The 15,683-nt window shown below is 65.2% G+C and carries 16 protein-coding genes; 6 read left to right on the forward strand and 10 right to left on the reverse strand.

Going from position 1 to position 15,683, the window contains the following annotated elements:
• The first annotated feature begins 5 nt into the window (after positions 1-5).
• Positions 6-1,682, forward strand: a complete 1,677-nt coding sequence (locus tag AB4Y36_RS16700; protein WP_368683599.1) for a GMC family oxidoreductase — start codon at positions 6-8, stop codon at positions 1,680-1,682.
• On the opposite strand, the gene AB4Y36_RS16705 is transcribed toward AB4Y36_RS16700, so the two are convergent.
• The 5 genes from AB4Y36_RS16705 to AB4Y36_RS16725 all read right to left on the reverse strand — a co-directional run bounded on the left by AB4Y36_RS16705 (position 1,655) and on the right by AB4Y36_RS16725 (position 6,784).
• Positions 1,655-2,533, reverse strand: coding sequence for a LysR substrate-binding domain-containing protein (locus tag AB4Y36_RS16705; protein ID WP_368683729.1), 879 nt, complete (start codon positions 2,531-2,533; stop codon positions 1,655-1,657). The genes AB4Y36_RS16700 and AB4Y36_RS16705 overlap by 28 nt on opposite strands.
• 90 nt (positions 2,534-2,623) lie before the next feature.
• Positions 2,624-3,796 carry an MFS transporter gene (locus AB4Y36_RS16710; RefSeq protein ID WP_069267007.1) on the reverse strand — a complete coding sequence of 391 codons (1,173 nt, stop codon included), beginning with the start codon at positions 3,794-3,796 and terminating at the stop codon, positions 2,624-2,626.
• Between the two features lie 10 nt (positions 3,797-3,806).
• A complete protein-coding gene (locus AB4Y36_RS16715) occupies positions 3,807-4,631 on the reverse strand; it encodes a glycine betaine/L-proline ABC transporter ATP-binding protein (protein ID WP_051481489.1) in 825 nt (274 codons plus the stop codon).
• Positions 4,632-4,720: 89 nt separating this feature from the next.
• Entirely contained in the window at positions 4,721-5,686 is a 966-nt protein-coding gene (locus AB4Y36_RS16720; protein ID WP_368683600.1) for an ABC transporter permease, read from the reverse strand.
• A gap of 60 nt (positions 5,687-5,746) precedes the next feature.
• A complete protein-coding gene (locus AB4Y36_RS16725) occupies positions 5,747-6,784 on the reverse strand; it encodes an ABC transporter substrate-binding protein (protein ID WP_368683601.1) in 1,038 nt (345 codons plus the stop codon).
• A gap of 285 nt (positions 6,785-7,069) precedes the next feature.
• On the opposite strand from AB4Y36_RS16725, the gene fae reads away from it, so the two are divergent.
• From fae to AB4Y36_RS16740, 3 genes are read left to right on the forward strand one after another with little or no spacing between them, the layout of a single operon-like run.
• On the forward strand, positions 7,070-7,591 hold the full coding sequence (gene fae / locus AB4Y36_RS16730) for a formaldehyde-activating enzyme (protein ID WP_342949403.1): 522 nt from the start codon (positions 7,070-7,072) through the stop codon (positions 7,589-7,591).
• Between the two features lie 28 nt (positions 7,592-7,619).
• Positions 7,620-8,639, forward strand: a complete 1,020-nt coding sequence (locus AB4Y36_RS16735; protein WP_368683602.1) for an aldo/keto reductase — start codon at positions 7,620-7,622, stop codon at positions 8,637-8,639.
• Positions 8,636-10,102: an NAD-dependent succinate-semialdehyde dehydrogenase gene (locus AB4Y36_RS16740; protein WP_368683603.1), complete on the forward strand. Its 1,467-nt coding sequence runs from the start codon at positions 8,636-8,638 to the stop codon at positions 10,100-10,102. Before AB4Y36_RS16735 ends, AB4Y36_RS16740 begins: the two co-directional genes overlap by 4 nt.
• 106 nt (positions 10,103-10,208) lie before the next feature.
• On the opposite strand, the gene AB4Y36_RS16745 is transcribed toward AB4Y36_RS16740, so the two are convergent.
• The 3 genes from AB4Y36_RS16745 to AB4Y36_RS16755 all read right to left on the reverse strand — a co-directional run bounded on the left by AB4Y36_RS16745 (position 10,209) and on the right by AB4Y36_RS16755 (position 12,499).
• Positions 10,209-10,577 (reverse strand): GFA family protein, encoded by a 369-nt coding sequence (locus AB4Y36_RS16745; protein ID WP_368683604.1) that lies wholly within the window; start codon positions 10,575-10,577, stop codon positions 10,209-10,211.
• A 106-nt stretch (positions 10,578-10,683) separates the two neighbouring features.
• Complete coding sequence (locus AB4Y36_RS16750; protein ID WP_368683605.1) at positions 10,684-11,577, reverse strand: alpha/beta fold hydrolase; 894 nt, start codon at positions 11,575-11,577, stop codon at positions 10,684-10,686.
• Positions 11,578-11,656: 79 nt separating this feature from the next.
• Positions 11,657-12,499: an EamA family transporter gene (locus tag AB4Y36_RS16755; protein WP_368619182.1), complete on the reverse strand. Its 843-nt coding sequence runs from the start codon at positions 12,497-12,499 to the stop codon at positions 11,657-11,659.
• 108 nt (positions 12,500-12,607) lie between these two features.
• Between AB4Y36_RS16755 and gcvA the strand changes: the two genes are divergently transcribed.
• Both gcvA and AB4Y36_RS16765 read left to right on the forward strand, forming a co-directional pair.
• On the forward strand, positions 12,608-13,540 hold the full coding sequence (gene gcvA, locus AB4Y36_RS16760) for a transcriptional regulator GcvA (protein ID WP_368683606.1): 933 nt from the start codon (positions 12,608-12,610) through the stop codon (positions 13,538-13,540).
• Positions 13,541-13,964: 424 nt separating this feature from the next.
• A complete protein-coding gene (locus tag AB4Y36_RS16765) occupies positions 13,965-14,339 on the forward strand; it encodes a BON domain-containing protein (protein WP_069266997.1) in 375 nt (124 codons plus the stop codon).
• Between the two features lie 120 nt (positions 14,340-14,459).
• Here the strand turns inward: AB4Y36_RS16765 and AB4Y36_RS16770 are convergent, their stop codons facing one another.
• Together AB4Y36_RS16770 and AB4Y36_RS16775 are read right to left on the reverse strand one after the other, a co-directional pair.
• Complete coding sequence (locus AB4Y36_RS16770; RefSeq protein ID WP_368683607.1) at positions 14,460-15,176, reverse strand: aquaporin; 717 nt, start codon at positions 15,174-15,176, stop codon at positions 14,460-14,462.
• Positions 15,173-15,667, reverse strand: coding sequence for an arsenate reductase ArsC (locus tag AB4Y36_RS16775; protein ID WP_368619183.1), 495 nt, complete (start codon positions 15,665-15,667; stop codon positions 15,173-15,175). Before AB4Y36_RS16775 ends, AB4Y36_RS16770 begins: the two co-directional genes overlap by 4 nt.
• Positions 15,668-15,683: the final 16 nt, after the last annotated feature.

A 15,683-nucleotide genomic window follows, 5' to 3' on the forward strand; every position in this document is an offset into this window, starting at 1 on the left:
CTCAGATGAACTACGACTACATCATCGCCGGCGCCGGTTCGGCGGGCTGCATTCTCGCGGAACGGCTCTCCGCTTCGGGGCGTCATTCGGTGCTGTTGCTCGAAGCGGGCGGACCCGACGATTCGTTCTGGTTCAAGATCCCGATCGGGTTCGCCAAGCTGTACTACAACAAGCAGTACAACTGGATGTACTACAGCGAGCCGGAGCCGGAGCTTGCCGGCCGGCCGATCTACGCGCCGCGCGGCAAGGTGCAGGGCGGCTCGGGCGCGATCAACGCCATGATCTACGTGCGCGGCGCCGCGCGCGACTACGACGACTGGGCCGCGGCGGGCAATGCGGGCTGGTCGTACCAGGAAGTGCTGCCGTACTTCCGCAAGCTCGAATCGCATCCGCTCGGCGACACGCCGTGGCACGGCGCGAACGGCCCCGTGCGCATCACGCCGATGAAGGAGGGCGCGCATCCGGTTTGCCGCACCTTTGTCGAAGGCTGCACGCAGCTCGGCTACGAGCGCAACGAGGACTTCAACGGCGCGCGGCTCGAAGGCGTGGGCATCTACGATGTGAACACGCGCGACGGCAAACGTGATTCGAGCAGCGTGGCCTACCTGCATCGCGCGGGGCAGCGCTCGAACCTGAAGATCGAGCATCATGCGCGCGCCACGCGTGTGCTGTTCGACGAGGCGCAAAAACGCGCCATCGGCGTGGAGATCGTGCAGCAGGGCGTGAAGCGCACGTTTCGTGCAAATCGCGAAGTCATCGTCGCGGCCGGCGCGGTCGATTCGCCCAAGCTGTTGCAGCTATCGGGCGTGGGCCCGCGCGAACTGCTCGCGAAGCACGGCATCGACGTGGTGCATGAACTGCCTGCGGTGGGCCAGAACCTGCAGGACCATCTGTGCGTGAGCTTTTACTATCGCTCGCGCGTGAAGACGCTCAACGATTCATTCAGCAGCTGGATGGGCAAGCTGAAGTTCGGACTGCAATACGTGCTTCAGCGCAAGGGCCCGTTCTCGATGAGCGTAAACCAGTCGGGCGGCTTCTTCCGCACGAGCCAGGACGAGGCGCACCCGAACATGCAGGTGTACTTCAATCCGCTTTCGTACCGGATTCCCAAATCCAATCGGGCGCAGCTCACGCCGGAGCCGTACTCGGGCTTTCTCGTCTGCTTCAATCCTTGCCGGCCCACGAGCCGCGGCTCGGTGGAGATCGCTTCGGCGAACGTGGAAGACGCGCCGAAAATTCGCGGCAACTACCTCTCGACGCAGAAGGACCGCGACGAAGCGATTGCGGGCAGCCGCCTCGTGCGCAAGCTGATGACAGCGCGCGCACTGCAGGGCATCACCGAAGCCGAGGTGACGCCCGCCGGCGAAGTGACCGACGACGCGAGCATGCTCAAGTTCTTCCGCGAGCAAAGCGGCTCGATCTATCACCTGTGCGGCACCTGCGCGATGGGCCCGGACCCGCGCACGGCGGTGGTGGACGCGCGCCTGCGCGTGCATGGCATCGAAGGCTTGCGGGTGGTGGACGCGTCAATCTTTCCGAACATCACATCGGGCAATACCAATGCGCCGACGATGATGGTCGCGGAAAAGGGCGCGGACCTGATTCTGGAAGACGCCGATCAGGCCATCGCCGCGAAGGCCATTGCGCAGGGCCGTCAGCGCATGGCCGCAACTTCGTCCTGAAGCCATTGCCGGAAAAGCCGGAGCGGCTTCGAAGCCTTCTGTTCGGGCCGCACCACGAACCAGTAGGACTGGCGGCCGTCCACGTGGATGTCACGCACGGGCGCGAGCAGCCCCTGGGCCAGCTCGTGCTCGATCATGTGGCGGTCGGCCATCGTCACGCCGAGCCCTTCGATGGCCGCACGGATCGCATGATCGAGCAGGTCGAATTCGTAGCCGCCCGAGGTGTCCACGTCCTCGATGCGCGCCGCGTCGAGCCAGTGCCGCCACGTGAGATAGCGCTGGTTGTCGCCCGCGAGCACGTGCAGCAAGGTGTGCCGCGTGAGATCGATGGGCCCTTGCGCGAGCAGCGCGGGCGCGCACACCGCGATGTGCGATTCGTGCATCAGCAGCGAACTGTCGAGACCTTCCCATTCTCCATCGCCAAAGCGGATCGCGCAGTCCAGCGCCGTCGAATCGGCGAGACTGTCTTGCAGATGCGTGGTGAGGCTCAGTTCGAGTTCGGGATGGCGCGTCTGCAGATGCGCGAGGCGCGGCACGAGCCAGCGGCTCGCGAAGGTGGGCGGCGCGTTCACGCGCAGGCGGTTGAGGTCGCTCTTCTGCTGGATCGTGCGCACCGTCAATTCGATGCGGTCGAACGACTGCTGGAGCGTGCGCAGCAGCGCACGCCCGGCTTCGGTCAGTTCGAGCCGGTGATGATGGCGCTCTAGCAGCGCCTCGCCAAGCTGCTCTTCGAGCTGGCGCACCTGGCGGCTCACGGCGCTCTGCGTCACGTTCAGCTGCTCGGCGGCGCGGGTGAAGCTGCCGCTCGTGCCTGCCGCCTCGAACGCCTTCAGGGCGTTCAGCGCCGGCATCTTTCGCTTCAAGGTCGTCTCCTCGCTCCAGGCGCCATGTCGAAACGACGCCTCCTGCAAACGACGCAGTATACCGGCCCGCGCCGCCATTCAGACGCCCCGCGCACGTGAGAGCGCAGCGAGCGAGAGCGTGACGACGAGCGCGAACACATAGAGCCCGCCCGCCCCCAGAAGACGCATGAACAGCGAAGCGACGGTGGGACCGGCCGCGCCGCCGAGCGAGAACACGAGCAGCAGCGTCGCGCTCGTCTGCACGCGTCGCGCCTGATCGACACGGTCGTTCACGTCGGAGACGATCACGCCGTAGAGCGTGAAGGTAAGCGCGACGTAGAGAAAGAGGATCGTATCGACGAGAACCGGTGCGCGCAGGATCGCAAGCGCCGCGGCCGCGCACGCGGAGACGAGCGAGATCAGGCCGAGCGTGGCGCTCCGCCCGAGGCGGTCCGAGAGCCGCCCCACGGGCCATTGCGAAAGCAGTGCGCCGATCAGCACGACACCCATGGCGCGCGAAATCCCGCTGGCCGGATAACCGATGCGCGCGAGATACACCGGCGTGAGCGCATAGAACGCGCTGGAAAGCAGCCCCGCGCCGATGCAGGCCGGCACGCTGCGCGGTGCAACGCGGTGCAGTTCGCGCAGGCCGTCGAGCAGCAGCGTGGGGCGCTTCGGCGTGGCGAGCGCGGAAGGCGGCGCCGTGGCCGCAGGCGCGGGCGGTCCGGCTCCCGCCGATTGCCACTCGCCGATCAACGCCACCGGGATGAGCGCGGTCACGAACAAGCCGTTCACGAGCGCATGCTCGAAGATGCCGCCGGGCGCCCCCACGCCCAGCAGGAACTGCCCGGCGCTGACGCCGAGATAGGTGAGCACGAGATAAAACGCGAACGCACGCCCGCGCCGCTCGTTCGGCACCGCGCCGTTCACGCCGCTTTCGATCGAGGTGAACACGCCGACCATGCTGAAGCCGGTGATGAGCCGCAGCACGGCCCAGATGTCAGGGGAGTCGAACGAGAGATAGCCGAGCGCCGCGAGCGCGGCGAGCGCGCCAAAGCCGATGAAGGCGCGCTGTGGCCCGATGCGCCCGACGATCGGGCCGAGCCCCAGCGCGCCGACGATAAAGCCGACGTAATAGCACGATTGCACGAGGCCGACGTCGAGTGCGGTGCGCTCACCTTGCAGCATGCGCAGCGAGATCAGCGTCGTGAGGAGGCTGTTCCCGCAAACGAGGATCGTATAGCCGCCCAGCAGGCCGATGAGCGCCCGCATGTACGGCGGCTTAGTGCGTCGTCCCGGCGCGGCGCTCGACGAAGCGCCGCACGTAGTCGTCGGCGGGGCGGTGCAGGATGTCGTCGGGCGTGCCGCACTGGATGAGCCGGCCGTCGCGCAGAATCGCGATCTGGTTGCCGATGCGCAGCGCCTCGTCGAGGTCGTGCGTGATGAACACGATGGTCTTCTTGAGCGTGGCCTGGAGTTCGAGCAGCTGGTCCTGCATTTCGGTGCGGATGAGCGGATCGAGCGCGGAGAACGCTTCGTCCATCAGCAGTACGTCGGTGTTCGCGGCCAGCGCACGGGCGAGGCCCACGCGCTGGCGCATGCCGCCCGAAAGCTCGTCGGGATAGTGGTCCGCATAACCCGCGAGGCCCACCTTGCCGAGCCATTCGCGCGCGCTCGCGTGCGCCGCCGCTTTCTTTTCGCCGCGCGTGGCCAGCGCATAGGCGGCATTGTTGAGCACCGTCTGGTGAGGCAGGAGTCCGAAGCTCTGGAACACCATGCTCACGCCGTAACGGCGCAGATCGCGCAGGCCATTGTCGGAGAGCTTGAGCACGTCCTTGCCGTCGATGAGGATCTCGCCCACGGTCGGCTCGATGAGCCGGTTGAAGTGACGCACCAGCGTGGATTTGCCCGAGCCCGACAGACCCATGATCACGAAGATCTGGCCCGAGCCGATCGACAGGCTCACGTCGTTCAGGCCTACGTTGCAGCGGGTCTTCTCGAGGACCTCGGCCTTGCCCGCGCCGCCGCGCAGCAGTTCGAGCGCGCGCTGGCTGCTTTCGCGCGTGCCGAAGATCTTGTAGACGTTCTTGACTTCGATGCCGCTCATGATCGTTACCTCATTGCATGCTCATTGCGTATGCTGGATGCGCCGGCCGGGTCTCCGCCATTGTGCCGGCGCTTTTGCCTTCGCGTTCGTTACTTGGCCGGCTGGCTCGTCAGCTCGCTGCCGTTGGCCGCGTCGGCGCTTGTGCTTTCCTGTTCGCGAACGCGGCGAAACGGAATGCGCGAGGGCTGCTTCGATTTGCGCGCGAGACCGCGTGTGCGCCGGCCCTGGCCGTAGCCCTGGCTGATGCGGTCGATCACGATCGCGAGAATCACGATGGCGACGCCCGCTTGCGTGCCCTTGCCCACGTCGAGCGTCTGGATGCCCGCGAGCACGTCTTCGCCAAGACCGCGCGAGCCGATCATCGAGGCGATCACGACCATCGAAAGCGCCATCATCGTGGTCTGGTTGATACCGGCCATGATGCTCGGCCGCGCGAGCGGCAACTGCACGCCAAACAGCAGTTGCATGCGCGTGGTGCCGAAGGCGCGCGCGGCTTCGACGATTTCCGCATCCACGTGGCGGATGCCGAGATCGGTCAGACGAATGAGCGGCGGCAGCGCATAGACGACCGTGGCGAGAATCGCGGGCACCTTGCCGAGGCCGAACAGCATGAGCACCGGAATCAGGTACACGAAGCTGGGCAGCGTCTGCATGACGTCGAGCACCGGCAGCAGCACGCGGCGCAGTCCGCTGCTCGAGGCCGCGAGAATGCCGAGCGGCACGCCGAGCACGACCGAAATGAGCGTGGCGACGACCATCAGCGCGAAGGTCTGCATGAGCTTGTCCCACAGCCCGAAGCAGCCGATCAGCCAGAGCAGCACGACGAACAGCAGCGCCACGCCGATGCGCCGCGAGGCATGCCAGCCGAGCAGGCCCACGGCGGCGAGCACGACGACGGGAGGCGTGGCGCGCAGCAGGCTTTCGAGCGGCACGAGCAGGTCGCGCAGCATGAGCACGCTGAAGTTGTGGAACGCGTCGCCGTAGCGCTGCACGAACGCGGCGACCTGATCGTTGACCCAGTCGGCGATCGAGAGGTGAAGAAAGGGAGATCCCATGGTGAGCCTCATTCTGCGTGTGTCATGTGATGCGTACCGTCGTGCGGACAGTGCCGTTGCTTACGTGCGCAGGCCGGCCTGTACGCGCGCCGCGACTTCCGGCGTGACCCATTGCTTCCAGATTTCCGGATGCTGCTCGAAGAACGTGCGCGCGACCGTGGAGGCGTCGAGCTTCTTGTCGTGCATCTGCTGGACCAGTTGTTCGTCGAGCGCGAGCGGCAGGCTCACCTTGCCGAAGAACGCGACGGCGTCCGGCTCGGCGTCGTAGAACGGCGTGGAGACCGCGACCTTCAGATGCGAGACCTTGAACGCGGAGGCGCACGGCGCGCCCTTCGGATCGGCAATGGTGTCCCAGCAGGCGTCGGAGTACGGCGCGCCCTCGAGTTGCACGAAGTGGTACTTCGCCATCAGGCCGGCGGGCTGCCAGTAGTAGAACAGAATGGGCTTGCCGCGCTCGTAGGCCGAAGCGATGGCCGCGTCGAGCGCGCCGCCGGTGCCGGGGCGGAAGTTCGTGTAGTCGTCGCCGAGCTTGTAGGCGGTGAGCAGGCGGTTGTTGAAGCGTTCGCAGTCCCAGCCTGCGGGGCAGTTGTAGAAGCGGCCCTTGCCGGGTTCTTCGTCGTCCATGAAGAGGGATTTGTACTGCGGCAGTTGCGCGACGGAGCGCAGTTGCGGCGCCATGGGCTTGATGCCGCGCCTGGCGTCGCCATTGATCACATAGTCGGGGACGTACCAGCCTTCCTTGTCGCCGCCGGGAATCAGTTCGCCCACGAGCTTCACGCTGCCGTCCTTCAAACCGCGCGCGACGATGGGGCTGCGGCCCGTCCAGTGCTCGGCCCACACCTGCAGGTCGTTCTTCGTGAGCGCCGTTTCGGTGGCGGCCGTGGCGCCGGGCACGACTTCGGTCTTGCAGCCGTAACCCTTCTCCAGCACCGTGCGCACCATTTCGGTCATCAGCGCGCCGCTTTCCCAGGTGATTTGCGCGAGCTTCACGGTTTTGCCCGCCTGGCACCAGCCGGGGGCTGCAAAGCTGCTCGTGGCCGCGCAGGTCAGCGCGAGGGCGGCGGCAATACGCACGCCTGCCAGCGTGATACGTCTCATGTCGTCTCCAGTGATTGGAATTGTATGCGCGGGCCAGCGTGGGGCCGCCGCTTTTCGAATCAATCCGACCAGAGTCTAGCCGTGGCATTTCGGGTTGCGAAGCAACGAATAGTCATCGATGCATTACCTGATCTCATGCCACTTTCATCACGCGAATGATGCATGCGAGAGCGATGACTGCGCGTCATGCCCCCATGAGATTTCATAGCTTTTGGGCGATTGCGGCGTGTGCTGGAATGCGTCTGGCCAAATTCGAACCCATGTACACAGGAGACGGAGTCAAACATGAAAGACCTGCAAGTCTATATCGGCGAAGGTTTCGCTGGACCAGGCGTAAACGCTGCCCACATCAACATCATGATCGGCCCGCGCAATGGCCCGGTGGGACAGGCGTTTACGAACAGCCTGTCGTCGCCTTCGCAAGGGCACGTGCCGTTCATGGTGGTGGCGCAGCCCAACGTGCCGGTCAAGCCCGCCACGCTCTACGTGAACAAGGCCGACATTCGCGGCGACCTGCACGGCAACGCCACGTGGGGCGCCTCGCAGGCGGCCATCGCGAAGGCGGTGACGGAAGCGATGCTCGACGGCACGCTGCCGCCGCAAGCGGAGAACGAGTGGTGCATCGTCACGGCGAACTGGGTGAACTGGTCGTGCGACGACCTCGACGCCGTGTACGAGAACAATTACGTGGCCTGCAAGACGGCCATTCGCGCTGCGATGAACGGGCTGCCGAAACTCGACGACATTGCGAAGATCAAGGATCAGATCAGCAATCCGTTCTACACGCCGAAGGCCAGGGCGGCTTGAGCCGCACCAATCGTTACAGGTGACTACGATGCAATACGTGCAACTTGGCCGCTCCGGCCTGAAGGTGTCGCGCCTGTGCCTCGGCACGATGAACATGGGCACGCCGGAATGGAAGCCCTGGATCTACAACGAAGAGCAGAGCGAGCCCATCGTGCGCCGCGCGCTCGAAGCGGGCGTGAACTTCATCGACCTCGCGGACTTCTATTCGACCGGCGTGGGCGAAGAAGTGGTGGGGCGCATCGTGCGGCGGCTTGCGAAGCGCGACGAACTCGTGCTCACGACCAAGGTCGGGTATCCGATCGGCAATGGCGCGAATAACCAGGGCCACTCGCGCAAGCACATCATGGAAGGCATCGACGGCTCGCTGCGCCGGCTGCAAACCGATTACGTCGATGTCTACATGCTGCACTACTTCGACGTGAATACGCCGGTCGAAGAAACCATGGACGCGTTGAACGACATCGTTCGCGCAGGCAAGGCGCGCTATATCGGCGTGTCGACGATGTTCACCTGGCAGTTCGCCAAGATTCTGCAGGCGTGCGAGCGCTATCACTTCGCACGACCCATCAATATGCAGCTGCAGCTGAACTGCGCGTATCGCGAGGAAGAGCGCGAGATGATTCCGTTCTGCCAGGATCAGGGCGTGGGCGTGTCGGTGTTCAGTCCGCTCGCACGAGGCCTCCTTTCCGGCGACGTGAAGTCGGTGCGCAACCAGACCGACTTCTTCACCGTGCAGATGTACGACGACGAAGCCTCGCGCGATATCGCGCGTTCGGTGGCCGAAGTCGCGGCGGCGCGCGGGGTGTCGTGCGCGCAGATCGCGCAGGCCTGGGTGCTGGGGCGCGCGGGCATCTCGTCGATGCTCGTGGGCGCGGACACCGTCGCGCAGTTCGAAAGCGCGCTCGCCGCGCTCGACACGCAACTGAGCGCCGACGAGCTTTACGAACTCGAGCGCAACTACACGCCGTGCGACGTGATCAACGATTACGTGAGCGCGCGCATTCCGCGCGTGCCGCGCGCGGCGCGACGCCTGGAGATCGCAGCATGACGAGCTTGACGATTGACGGACTGAAAGAAGCGCGCCTGTGGCGCACCTCGAGCTTCATCGACGGCGAATGGGTGGCGAGCGAAGCGACCTACCCGATCATCGACCCGGCCACCGGCGCGCCGCTCGCGCAAGTGGCCCGCGCCGGTGCGCGCGAAGCGCTGCAGGCCGTGGCGGCGGCCTCACACGCGTTCCCTGCGTGGCGCGACGCCACGGCGGCGGAGCGCGGCGCGAAGGTGCGCCGCTGGGGCGAGCTGATGCACCTGCATCGCGAAGACCTCGCGCGCATCATGACGGCCGAGCAGGGCAAGCCGTACGCAGAATCGCTGGGCGAAGTGGCGTACGCGGCGAGCTTTCTCACGTGGTTCGCGGAGGAAGCGCGACGCGCCTATGGCGACGTGATTCCCGCGCCGAAGAAGGGCGCGCGCATTGTCGTGACGAAGGAACCCGTGGGCGTGGTCGGTGCGATCACGCCGTGGAATTTCCCGCTCGCCATGGTGACGCGCAAGGCCGGCCCGGCGCTCGCGGCAGGTTGCACGATGGTGCTCAAGCCTTCGGAAGAGACGCCGCTTTCGGCGCTCGCGCTCGCCGAGCTGGCGGTCGAGGCGGGCATTCCGCGCGGCGTGTTCAACGTCGTTTCGGGCGATGCTCCGGCGATCGGCGACACGCTGATGGCCTCGAAGGCGGTGCGCAAGATCTCGTTCACGGGTTCGACGCGCGTGGGCAAGCTGCTCATGCGCGCTGCCGCCGATACGGTGAAGAAGGTGTCGCTCGAACTGGGCGGCAACGCTCCCTTCATCGTGTTCGACGACGCCGATCTCGATGCCGCCGTGGAAGGCGCGATGGCCTCGAAATTCCGCAACACGGGGCAGACCTGCGTGTGCGTGAACCGCTTCTACGTGCAGGCCGGCGTGCACGACGCGTTTGTCGAGAAGCTGGTTGCGGCGGTGCGCGCGTTGCGCGTGTCGGGCGGCATGGAGCCGGGCGCCACGCAGGGGCCGCTCATCAACGGCGCGGCGTTGCGCAAGGTCGAGGCGCACGTGAGCGATGCGCTCGAGAAGGGCGGCGCCATTGCGTGCGGCGGCCACCCGCATGCGCGGGGCGGCACGTTTTACGAGCCCACGGTCATCACGGGCGCGCACGGCGGCATGATGCTCGCGCACGAAGAGACGTTCGGCCCCGTTGCCGCGGTGTTCCGCTTCGAAACCGAGGAAGAAGCGATCCAGGCGGCGAACGATACCGACTTCGGCCTGTCCGCCTACTTCTACGCGCGCGACATTGGCCGCGTCTGGCGCGTGGCGGGCGCGCTGGAAAGCGGCATGGTCGGCATCAACGAGGGCATCATCTCGACGGAAGTCGCGCCTTTTGGTGGCGTGAAGGAGTCGGGGCTCGGGCGCGAAGGCTCGAAGTACGGGCTCGACGAGTACCTCGAAACGAAGTACCTGATGATGGGCGGGCTCGGCTGATTTTCCTTGCTGTTGCTACGCTTGCCAGCTTCTGGCGAAAGCCGCCGCGCGAAAGTGCGGCGGTTTTTTTGAGCCTTCACTTCGATATGCGAATGGCGCTGAGACCTCAGTTGGCTGCGATGAAACGCAGCATGCCCGCCAGACGCGCCTGCCCGCCGGTGTCGTTCGGATGATTCACGCCGTCCATGACAGGGACCTCGGCGAAATCGAACGGGCTGACGCCGTCGAGGCAAGCCACGTTCACGCCATACAGGTTCGGATTCGAGCGCCGTTGAAGATGGGTGGCGATGCCGCAGCGCGAACAGAAGAAGTGCCGCGCCGCTCCGGTGTTGAAGCGGTAGTCCGTTAGCATCTCCTCGCCCTGCAGGAATTCGATCCCACCCGTTTCGGCCGCGACGATGACCGCGCCTCGCATGCGGCAGTAAGAGCAGTTGCAGCGGCGGATCGAGTTGAAGCCGTCGCTTAGCGTCGCCACGAAACGCACTGCGCCGCAATGGCACTGGCCTGCCCGTTGGTTCGTATCGCCTACCATGTCTTTAGCTTCTCCTCTCGAATAAAGCGTGTTGTGCAAGGACGCGGCGTCAACCTGCCCACGCGTTGACGTCGAGCACCGCTTTGGCGAACACTTCTGGCGCCTCCTGCGGAAGGTTATGACCTGCATTCGGCACGATGCGGTTCTCATGGCGCCCGCTGAAGCGCTTCGAGCTTGTCTCTCGTGCGCCGGGCGGCTGGACGCCGTCTGCGTCGCCGTCGAGCGTGATCGTCGGCACGGTGATCGGCGGCGTGGCGGCGAGGCGTCGCTCGATGTCGTCGAAGCGGGGATCGCCTTCGACCAGTCCGAAACGGTGACGGTAAGAATGGACCACCACGTCGACGAAATCGGGATTGTCGAACGACGCTGCCGTGCGCGCGTAGAGGTCGTCGTCGAAGTGCCAGGTCGGCGACCAGAGTGACCACAGGAGACGGCAGAATTCGCGCCGTTTTTCAATCAACCCAGTGCGGCCGCGCTCGCCGTGCAGGTAGTACTGGTACCACATGCGGTGTTCCTTTTCGGGGTCGGCTGGCTGTGCGGCAGCGGCGATATCCTGGATGTTGTAGCCGTTGACGGAAACCAGACCCCGCGCCCTCGACGGGTAGAGCGCCGCCACGATGCATGCCGCGCGGCCGCCCCAGTCGTATCCACCGAGGATGGCCCGCTCGATCTGCAGGGCATCGAGCAGCGCCAGCAGGTCAGCGCCAAGCGCTGCCTGCTGGCCCGAGCGCAGTGTCGTGGGCGAAAGGAAGCGCGTTGGGCCGTATCCCCGCAGGTAGGGGACGATGACGCGGGCGCCCTCGGATACGAGGCGTGGCGTCACCGCGTCGTATGCGCGGATGTCATAGGGAAAGCCGTGCAGCAGCACGACCGGCCATCCATTCGCGTCGCCCTGTTCGTCATAGGCGATGTCGAGCAGGTCGGTTTCGATATGGTCAAGCATGGGGCGCTCCTTCGAACTCAAGTTGCGTGCTCAGTTGCGCGATGCAGCACGGGTAGCAAACAGTGTGCGTGAAATCATCTCAGAGCCCGAGACAAACCGCACCGGCCGCGACGACCACGCAGGCGAGCCAGCGCGATCCGCTCACCGCCTCCCGCAAAAAGGTCCGCCCGATCAGCACCGCGAACACCACGCTCGTCTCGCGCAACGCCGATATTGCGCCCATCGCGCCCGCCTGCAGCGCCCAGATCACGATGCCATACGCCCCGATCGACACGAGGCCGCCGGCCAGCGACGAGGCGATCGACAGCGGCTCGGCGCGTACCGGTGTCCATAGCGCCGGGGGCCCGCGGCGCGCAACGAACAGCGCCGGCATCGTCCAATAGGACAGGAACATCCATGCGGTGTAGCTGAGCGGCTGGCCGTCGGACAGGCGCACGCCGATGCCGTCGATCACGGTATAGAGCGCGATCGTTGCACCGGTCGTCAGCGCGGCGAGTGCGCCCGCGCGCGACACGTGACGCCCCTGCAGCGCGATCGCGATGATGCCTCCCGAAATCATCACGATCCCGAGACCGTGCAACGGGCCGATCGCTTCATGCGCGAACAGTGCCGCCCCGAGCGTGACGAGCAGCGGCGACGAGCCTCGTGCGATCGGGTACGCGAGCGCCAGGTCGTTGCGGCGATACGAGCGCACGAGACTCACGTTGTAGAAGACATGCACGAGCCCCGACGCGGCGATGTAGGGCCACGAAGCGCGGGCCGGCGAGGGTACGGACAGGATGACGAGCGTGGCAACCAGCCCGATGGCGATGCTCATCCACGCCATGGAGAAAAACCGGTCGCGGTTGCCGTGGAGCATCGCGTTCCAGCTCGCGTGGAGCAGCGCGGCGAACAGCACGATACCGCCGGTATAACTGAGCATGAGGGTGCGGGCAGGGATGCATGAATGGTCTAGCAAGAAGGATATCTATCTTGTGACGGGCTAACAAACCAGATAAATTGGGTGCTTACGTTAGATAAACTCTCGCGAATGAAACCGGTGTTGCCCCCACTCAACGCCCTGCGAGCCTTCGAGGCCGCAGGCCGGCTCGGCAGCTTCAAGGACGCCGCCGCGGAACTGCACGTGACGCCCGGTGCAGTGAGCCAGCACGTGCGCTTGCTGGAGGAGTGGCTTGGCGCGTCGCTGTTCGAGCGGCACAACCGCCGCGTGGCGCTGACGCCGGCGGCGAAGCACTATCTGGCGGAAATCGGCCCGTTGTTCGAACAGCTCTCGGCGGCAACCGCGCGATACGGCACGCCGCAAACGGTCTCCCGAACCCTGTCCGTGAATGCGCCCGCGACATTCACGCTGCGCTGGCTGGTGCCGAGGCTGGCGAAATTCCGCGCCGGCCATCCCGACATCGACGTCAAGGTGGAGACGTCGAACGAGCCGCTGGAGAGTCTGAAGGACGACTATGACCTCGTCATCCGGGGTGGCCCGGACACCTTCTACGGCTATTCGATGCAACCGTTCTTGTCCGAGGAGCGGCTTCCGGTCTGTAGTCCTACGCTTTTGAAGCGCGTACCGCTGCGCTCGCCTGGCGACTTGCGAGAGCACACGTTGCTGCACACGTCGAGTCTTCCGCGGCTCTGGCCCGACTGGCTGGCGAGCGTGCAGATGCCCGACCTGAGGCCGGCCGCCGCTTTGACCTTCGACCACTTCTTTCTGACCTTGCAGGCTGCCATCGACGCAATCGGCATCGCGATGGGGCCCACCGCGCTGGTCGCCGACGACCTTGCCGCTGGCCGGCTCGTCGCACCGTTCGCTGGCCCACGTCTGCCATCGCGCAGCTATTGCACTTACGTGGCGGACGAGAAGTCCGGCGATGAACGGGTCGCGTTGTTCCGTTCATGGCTCGAACGCGAGGCAATAGTGAAATCCGATGCGTCGCGCAGTGCAAGAGGAAGCCGGTCATCGCGCTGATCCAACGGCAAAACCGGCGTCGTAATAATGCGACGCCTGGCAGAATTTTGCCGCCCACGCGCGACCGTTTGCGCGCGCCATTTCGCTCCCAACGCGGAAATAGCGCATCGAAGCCGTTCGATCGTTGACGGATGCAATTAAGGGAGCGGGCGATGTGACCACAAGCCCGTGGTCACGAACGGTGTGCCTACTCCATGACGGGACCGATATCAAGCTAATGATTCGGCCGCATTTTCTCCGACCTGTGCCGTTCCTTTCATTCTTATAATTTGCCGCGCGCTCGCGCGAATGGATGCGATGTCGTCGAAAAATGTGGCATCGCGTCTGGCGCCGTTTCTGGCGCGCGAATGCTTAGTCGTAGCTGGTGTAGTGCACCGGCCCGTTCGTGGGCCGACAACAAGACTGTGACAACAGGAGAAATTCCATGAAGGCTATTCAGGTATTCAAGCTGGCCGCGGCGACGGCTCTCGTGGCCGCGTCTTTGCACGCCTATGCGCAGGGCGACGCAGCTAGCGGCGCGACTGCCGCAGCCGAGCAACAGGCAACCCCGTCGAAGGCGCAATCGAAGCAGGCCAAGGCCGCTAATCGCGCGCTCAGCCGTAAGGTCCGCACCGCTCTCGCCAAGGACAAGAAGATCGATGTTGCCAACATCACCGTGCGCGCGCGTGACGGCGCCATCGTCCTGCAGGGCTCGGTGCCGGAGCAGTCGCAGATCGAACACGCCACCGAAGTCGCCACGGGCGTGCAAGGCGTCACGTCGGTCAAGAACGCGCTGACGATCCGTCCGAACGAGTCCTGATCATCCCCTCACTATGGCCTTGCGCCCGGCCGGGCGCATACGCTAAAGCCCGGAGACAGGTCTCCGGGATCCTCCTGCGGGCTTTGTCTCGCGAAGCTGCAGCTGAGCCGCATGCGCGCATTAGCGAGCGTCGCCGTGTTCGCCGGACGACTCAACCAGGTTCGGGTGACCAACGCGTAGCTTGCGCGGTTCGAAGGCTGTATGCAGCGCGAGGCCAGTCGCCGCGCCAATCAGTTGGGCAATGACGAAGGCGGGTACGCTGGAAGGCGCAATGCCTGCAAAAGTGTCGCTGAACATGCGTCCGAACGCTGCGGCCGGATTCGCAAACGATGTCGATGCCGTGAACCAGTATGCGGCGCCAATGTACGCCGCCACCATGATCGCGGCGCGTTCGCCCGGCGCGCGCAGGATCACGAGGATCAAACCTGCAGTCGCCACGGCTTCGGCAATCCATTGTCCGGTGCCTGCGCGCACCTTGCTCGATAGCTCGACGATGGGCAGGTCGAACATGGCGTGCGCGAGCCATGCACCCAGCAGCGCGCCGACGAGTTGCGCAGCGATGTACGGCAGCAATTCCTGAGCATGCAGTTCACTGCGCAGCACCATGACAGCGCTGACGGCGGGATTGAAATGCGCCCCGCTCAAGGGCCCAAACACCTCGATCAGCACATACAGTCCGGCCACGGTTGCCAGCGTGTTGGCGAGCAGCGCGATCGCCGCGTTGCCGCCCGCAAGCCGTTGCGCCATGATGCCGGAGCCAATGACGACGGCGAGCAGCAAGGCCGTACCGATCAACTCGGCCAGGACCTTGCGCTTGAGACTCGTGACTGCGGTCATGATCCGGAGATTGCAGTGAGCGCCTGCTGAAGTTCCTCGTCGCTCATCGATTCGAGCGGCAGCGCAAGGAGTTGCAGCATGCGATAACCGATCGCCTGGCGAGTGAGTTCGAACGCCACGCGCTTGCCTTCATCGCCACCGGGCGCGAGAGAAGGATCCGGGTAGCCCCAGTGGACCTTGACGGGACTGCCAGGCCAATACGGACACGTCTCGGCGGCGGCACTGTCGCAGACGGTGATGACGATGCGCATGACCGGCGCATGGCTGGCGGCGAACTCGTCCCAGCTTTTGCTGCGGTAGCCGCTCACGTCGATGCCCGCGCGCTCGAGCGACTCGACGGCGAAAGGATTCAGGCGTCCGCCCGGCGCGCTGCCTGCGCTGAACGCGCGCACGTCCTTGCCGGCCTTCGAAGCGAGGTGATTCAACATGGCTTCGCCCAGCACGCTGCGAGCGGAGTTGTGCGTGCACAGGATCAATACGTTGGTCGTCATGGCGTTCCCGCTGGAT

Source organism: Paraburkholderia sp. BR10936, from assembly GCF_040965735.1.
In the GTDB taxonomy this organism is placed as follows: domain Bacteria; phylum Pseudomonadota; class Gammaproteobacteria; order Burkholderiales; family Burkholderiaceae; genus Paraburkholderia; species Paraburkholderia nodosa_A.

Bases quoted from the DNA above. Each gene is read 5' to 3' on its own strand.
- AB4Y36_RS16700 (WP_368683599.1), top strand. From the start codon at position 6: ATGAACTACGACTACATCATCGCCGGCGCCGGTTCGGCGGGCTGCATT.
- AB4Y36_RS16705 (WP_368683729.1), bottom strand. From the start codon at position 2,533: ATGCCGGCGCTGAACGCCCTGAAGGCGTTCGAGGCGGCAGGCACGAGC.
- AB4Y36_RS16710 (WP_069267007.1), bottom strand. From the start codon at position 3,796: ATGCGGGCGCTCATCGGCCTGCTGGGCGGCTATACGATCCTCGTTTGC.
- AB4Y36_RS16715 (WP_051481489.1), bottom strand. From the start codon at position 4,631: ATGAGCGGCATCGAAGTCAAGAACGTCTACAAGATCTTCGGCACGCGC.
- AB4Y36_RS16720 (WP_368683600.1), bottom strand. From the start codon at position 5,686: ATGGGATCTCCCTTTCTTCACCTCTCGATCGCCGACTGGGTCAACGAT.
- AB4Y36_RS16725 (WP_368683601.1), bottom strand. From the start codon at position 6,784: ATGAGACGTATCACGCTGGCAGGCGTGCGTATTGCCGCCGCCCTCGCG.
- fae (WP_342949403.1), top strand. From the start codon at position 7,070: ATGAAAGACCTGCAAGTCTATATCGGCGAAGGTTTCGCTGGACCAGGC.
- AB4Y36_RS16735 (WP_368683602.1), top strand. From the start codon at position 7,620: ATGCAATACGTGCAACTTGGCCGCTCCGGCCTGAAGGTGTCGCGCCTG.
- AB4Y36_RS16740 (WP_368683603.1), top strand. From the start codon at position 8,636: ATGACGAGCTTGACGATTGACGGACTGAAAGAAGCGCGCCTGTGGCGC.
- AB4Y36_RS16750 (WP_368683605.1), bottom strand. From the start codon at position 11,577: ATGCTTGACCATATCGAAACCGACCTGCTCGACATCGCCTATGACGAA.
- AB4Y36_RS16755 (WP_368619182.1), bottom strand. From the start codon at position 12,499: ATGCTCAGTTATACCGGCGGTATCGTGCTGTTCGCCGCGCTGCTCCAC.
- gcvA (WP_368683606.1), top strand. From the start codon at position 12,608: ATGAAACCGGTGTTGCCCCCACTCAACGCCCTGCGAGCCTTCGAGGCC.
- AB4Y36_RS16765 (WP_069266997.1), top strand. From the start codon at position 13,965: ATGAAGGCTATTCAGGTATTCAAGCTGGCCGCGGCGACGGCTCTCGTG.
- AB4Y36_RS16770 (WP_368683607.1), bottom strand. From the start codon at position 15,176: ATGACCGCAGTCACGAGTCTCAAGCGCAAGGTCCTGGCCGAGTTGATC.
- AB4Y36_RS16775 (WP_368619183.1), bottom strand. From the start codon at position 15,667: ATGACGACCAACGTATTGATCCTGTGCACGCACAACTCCGCTCGCAGC.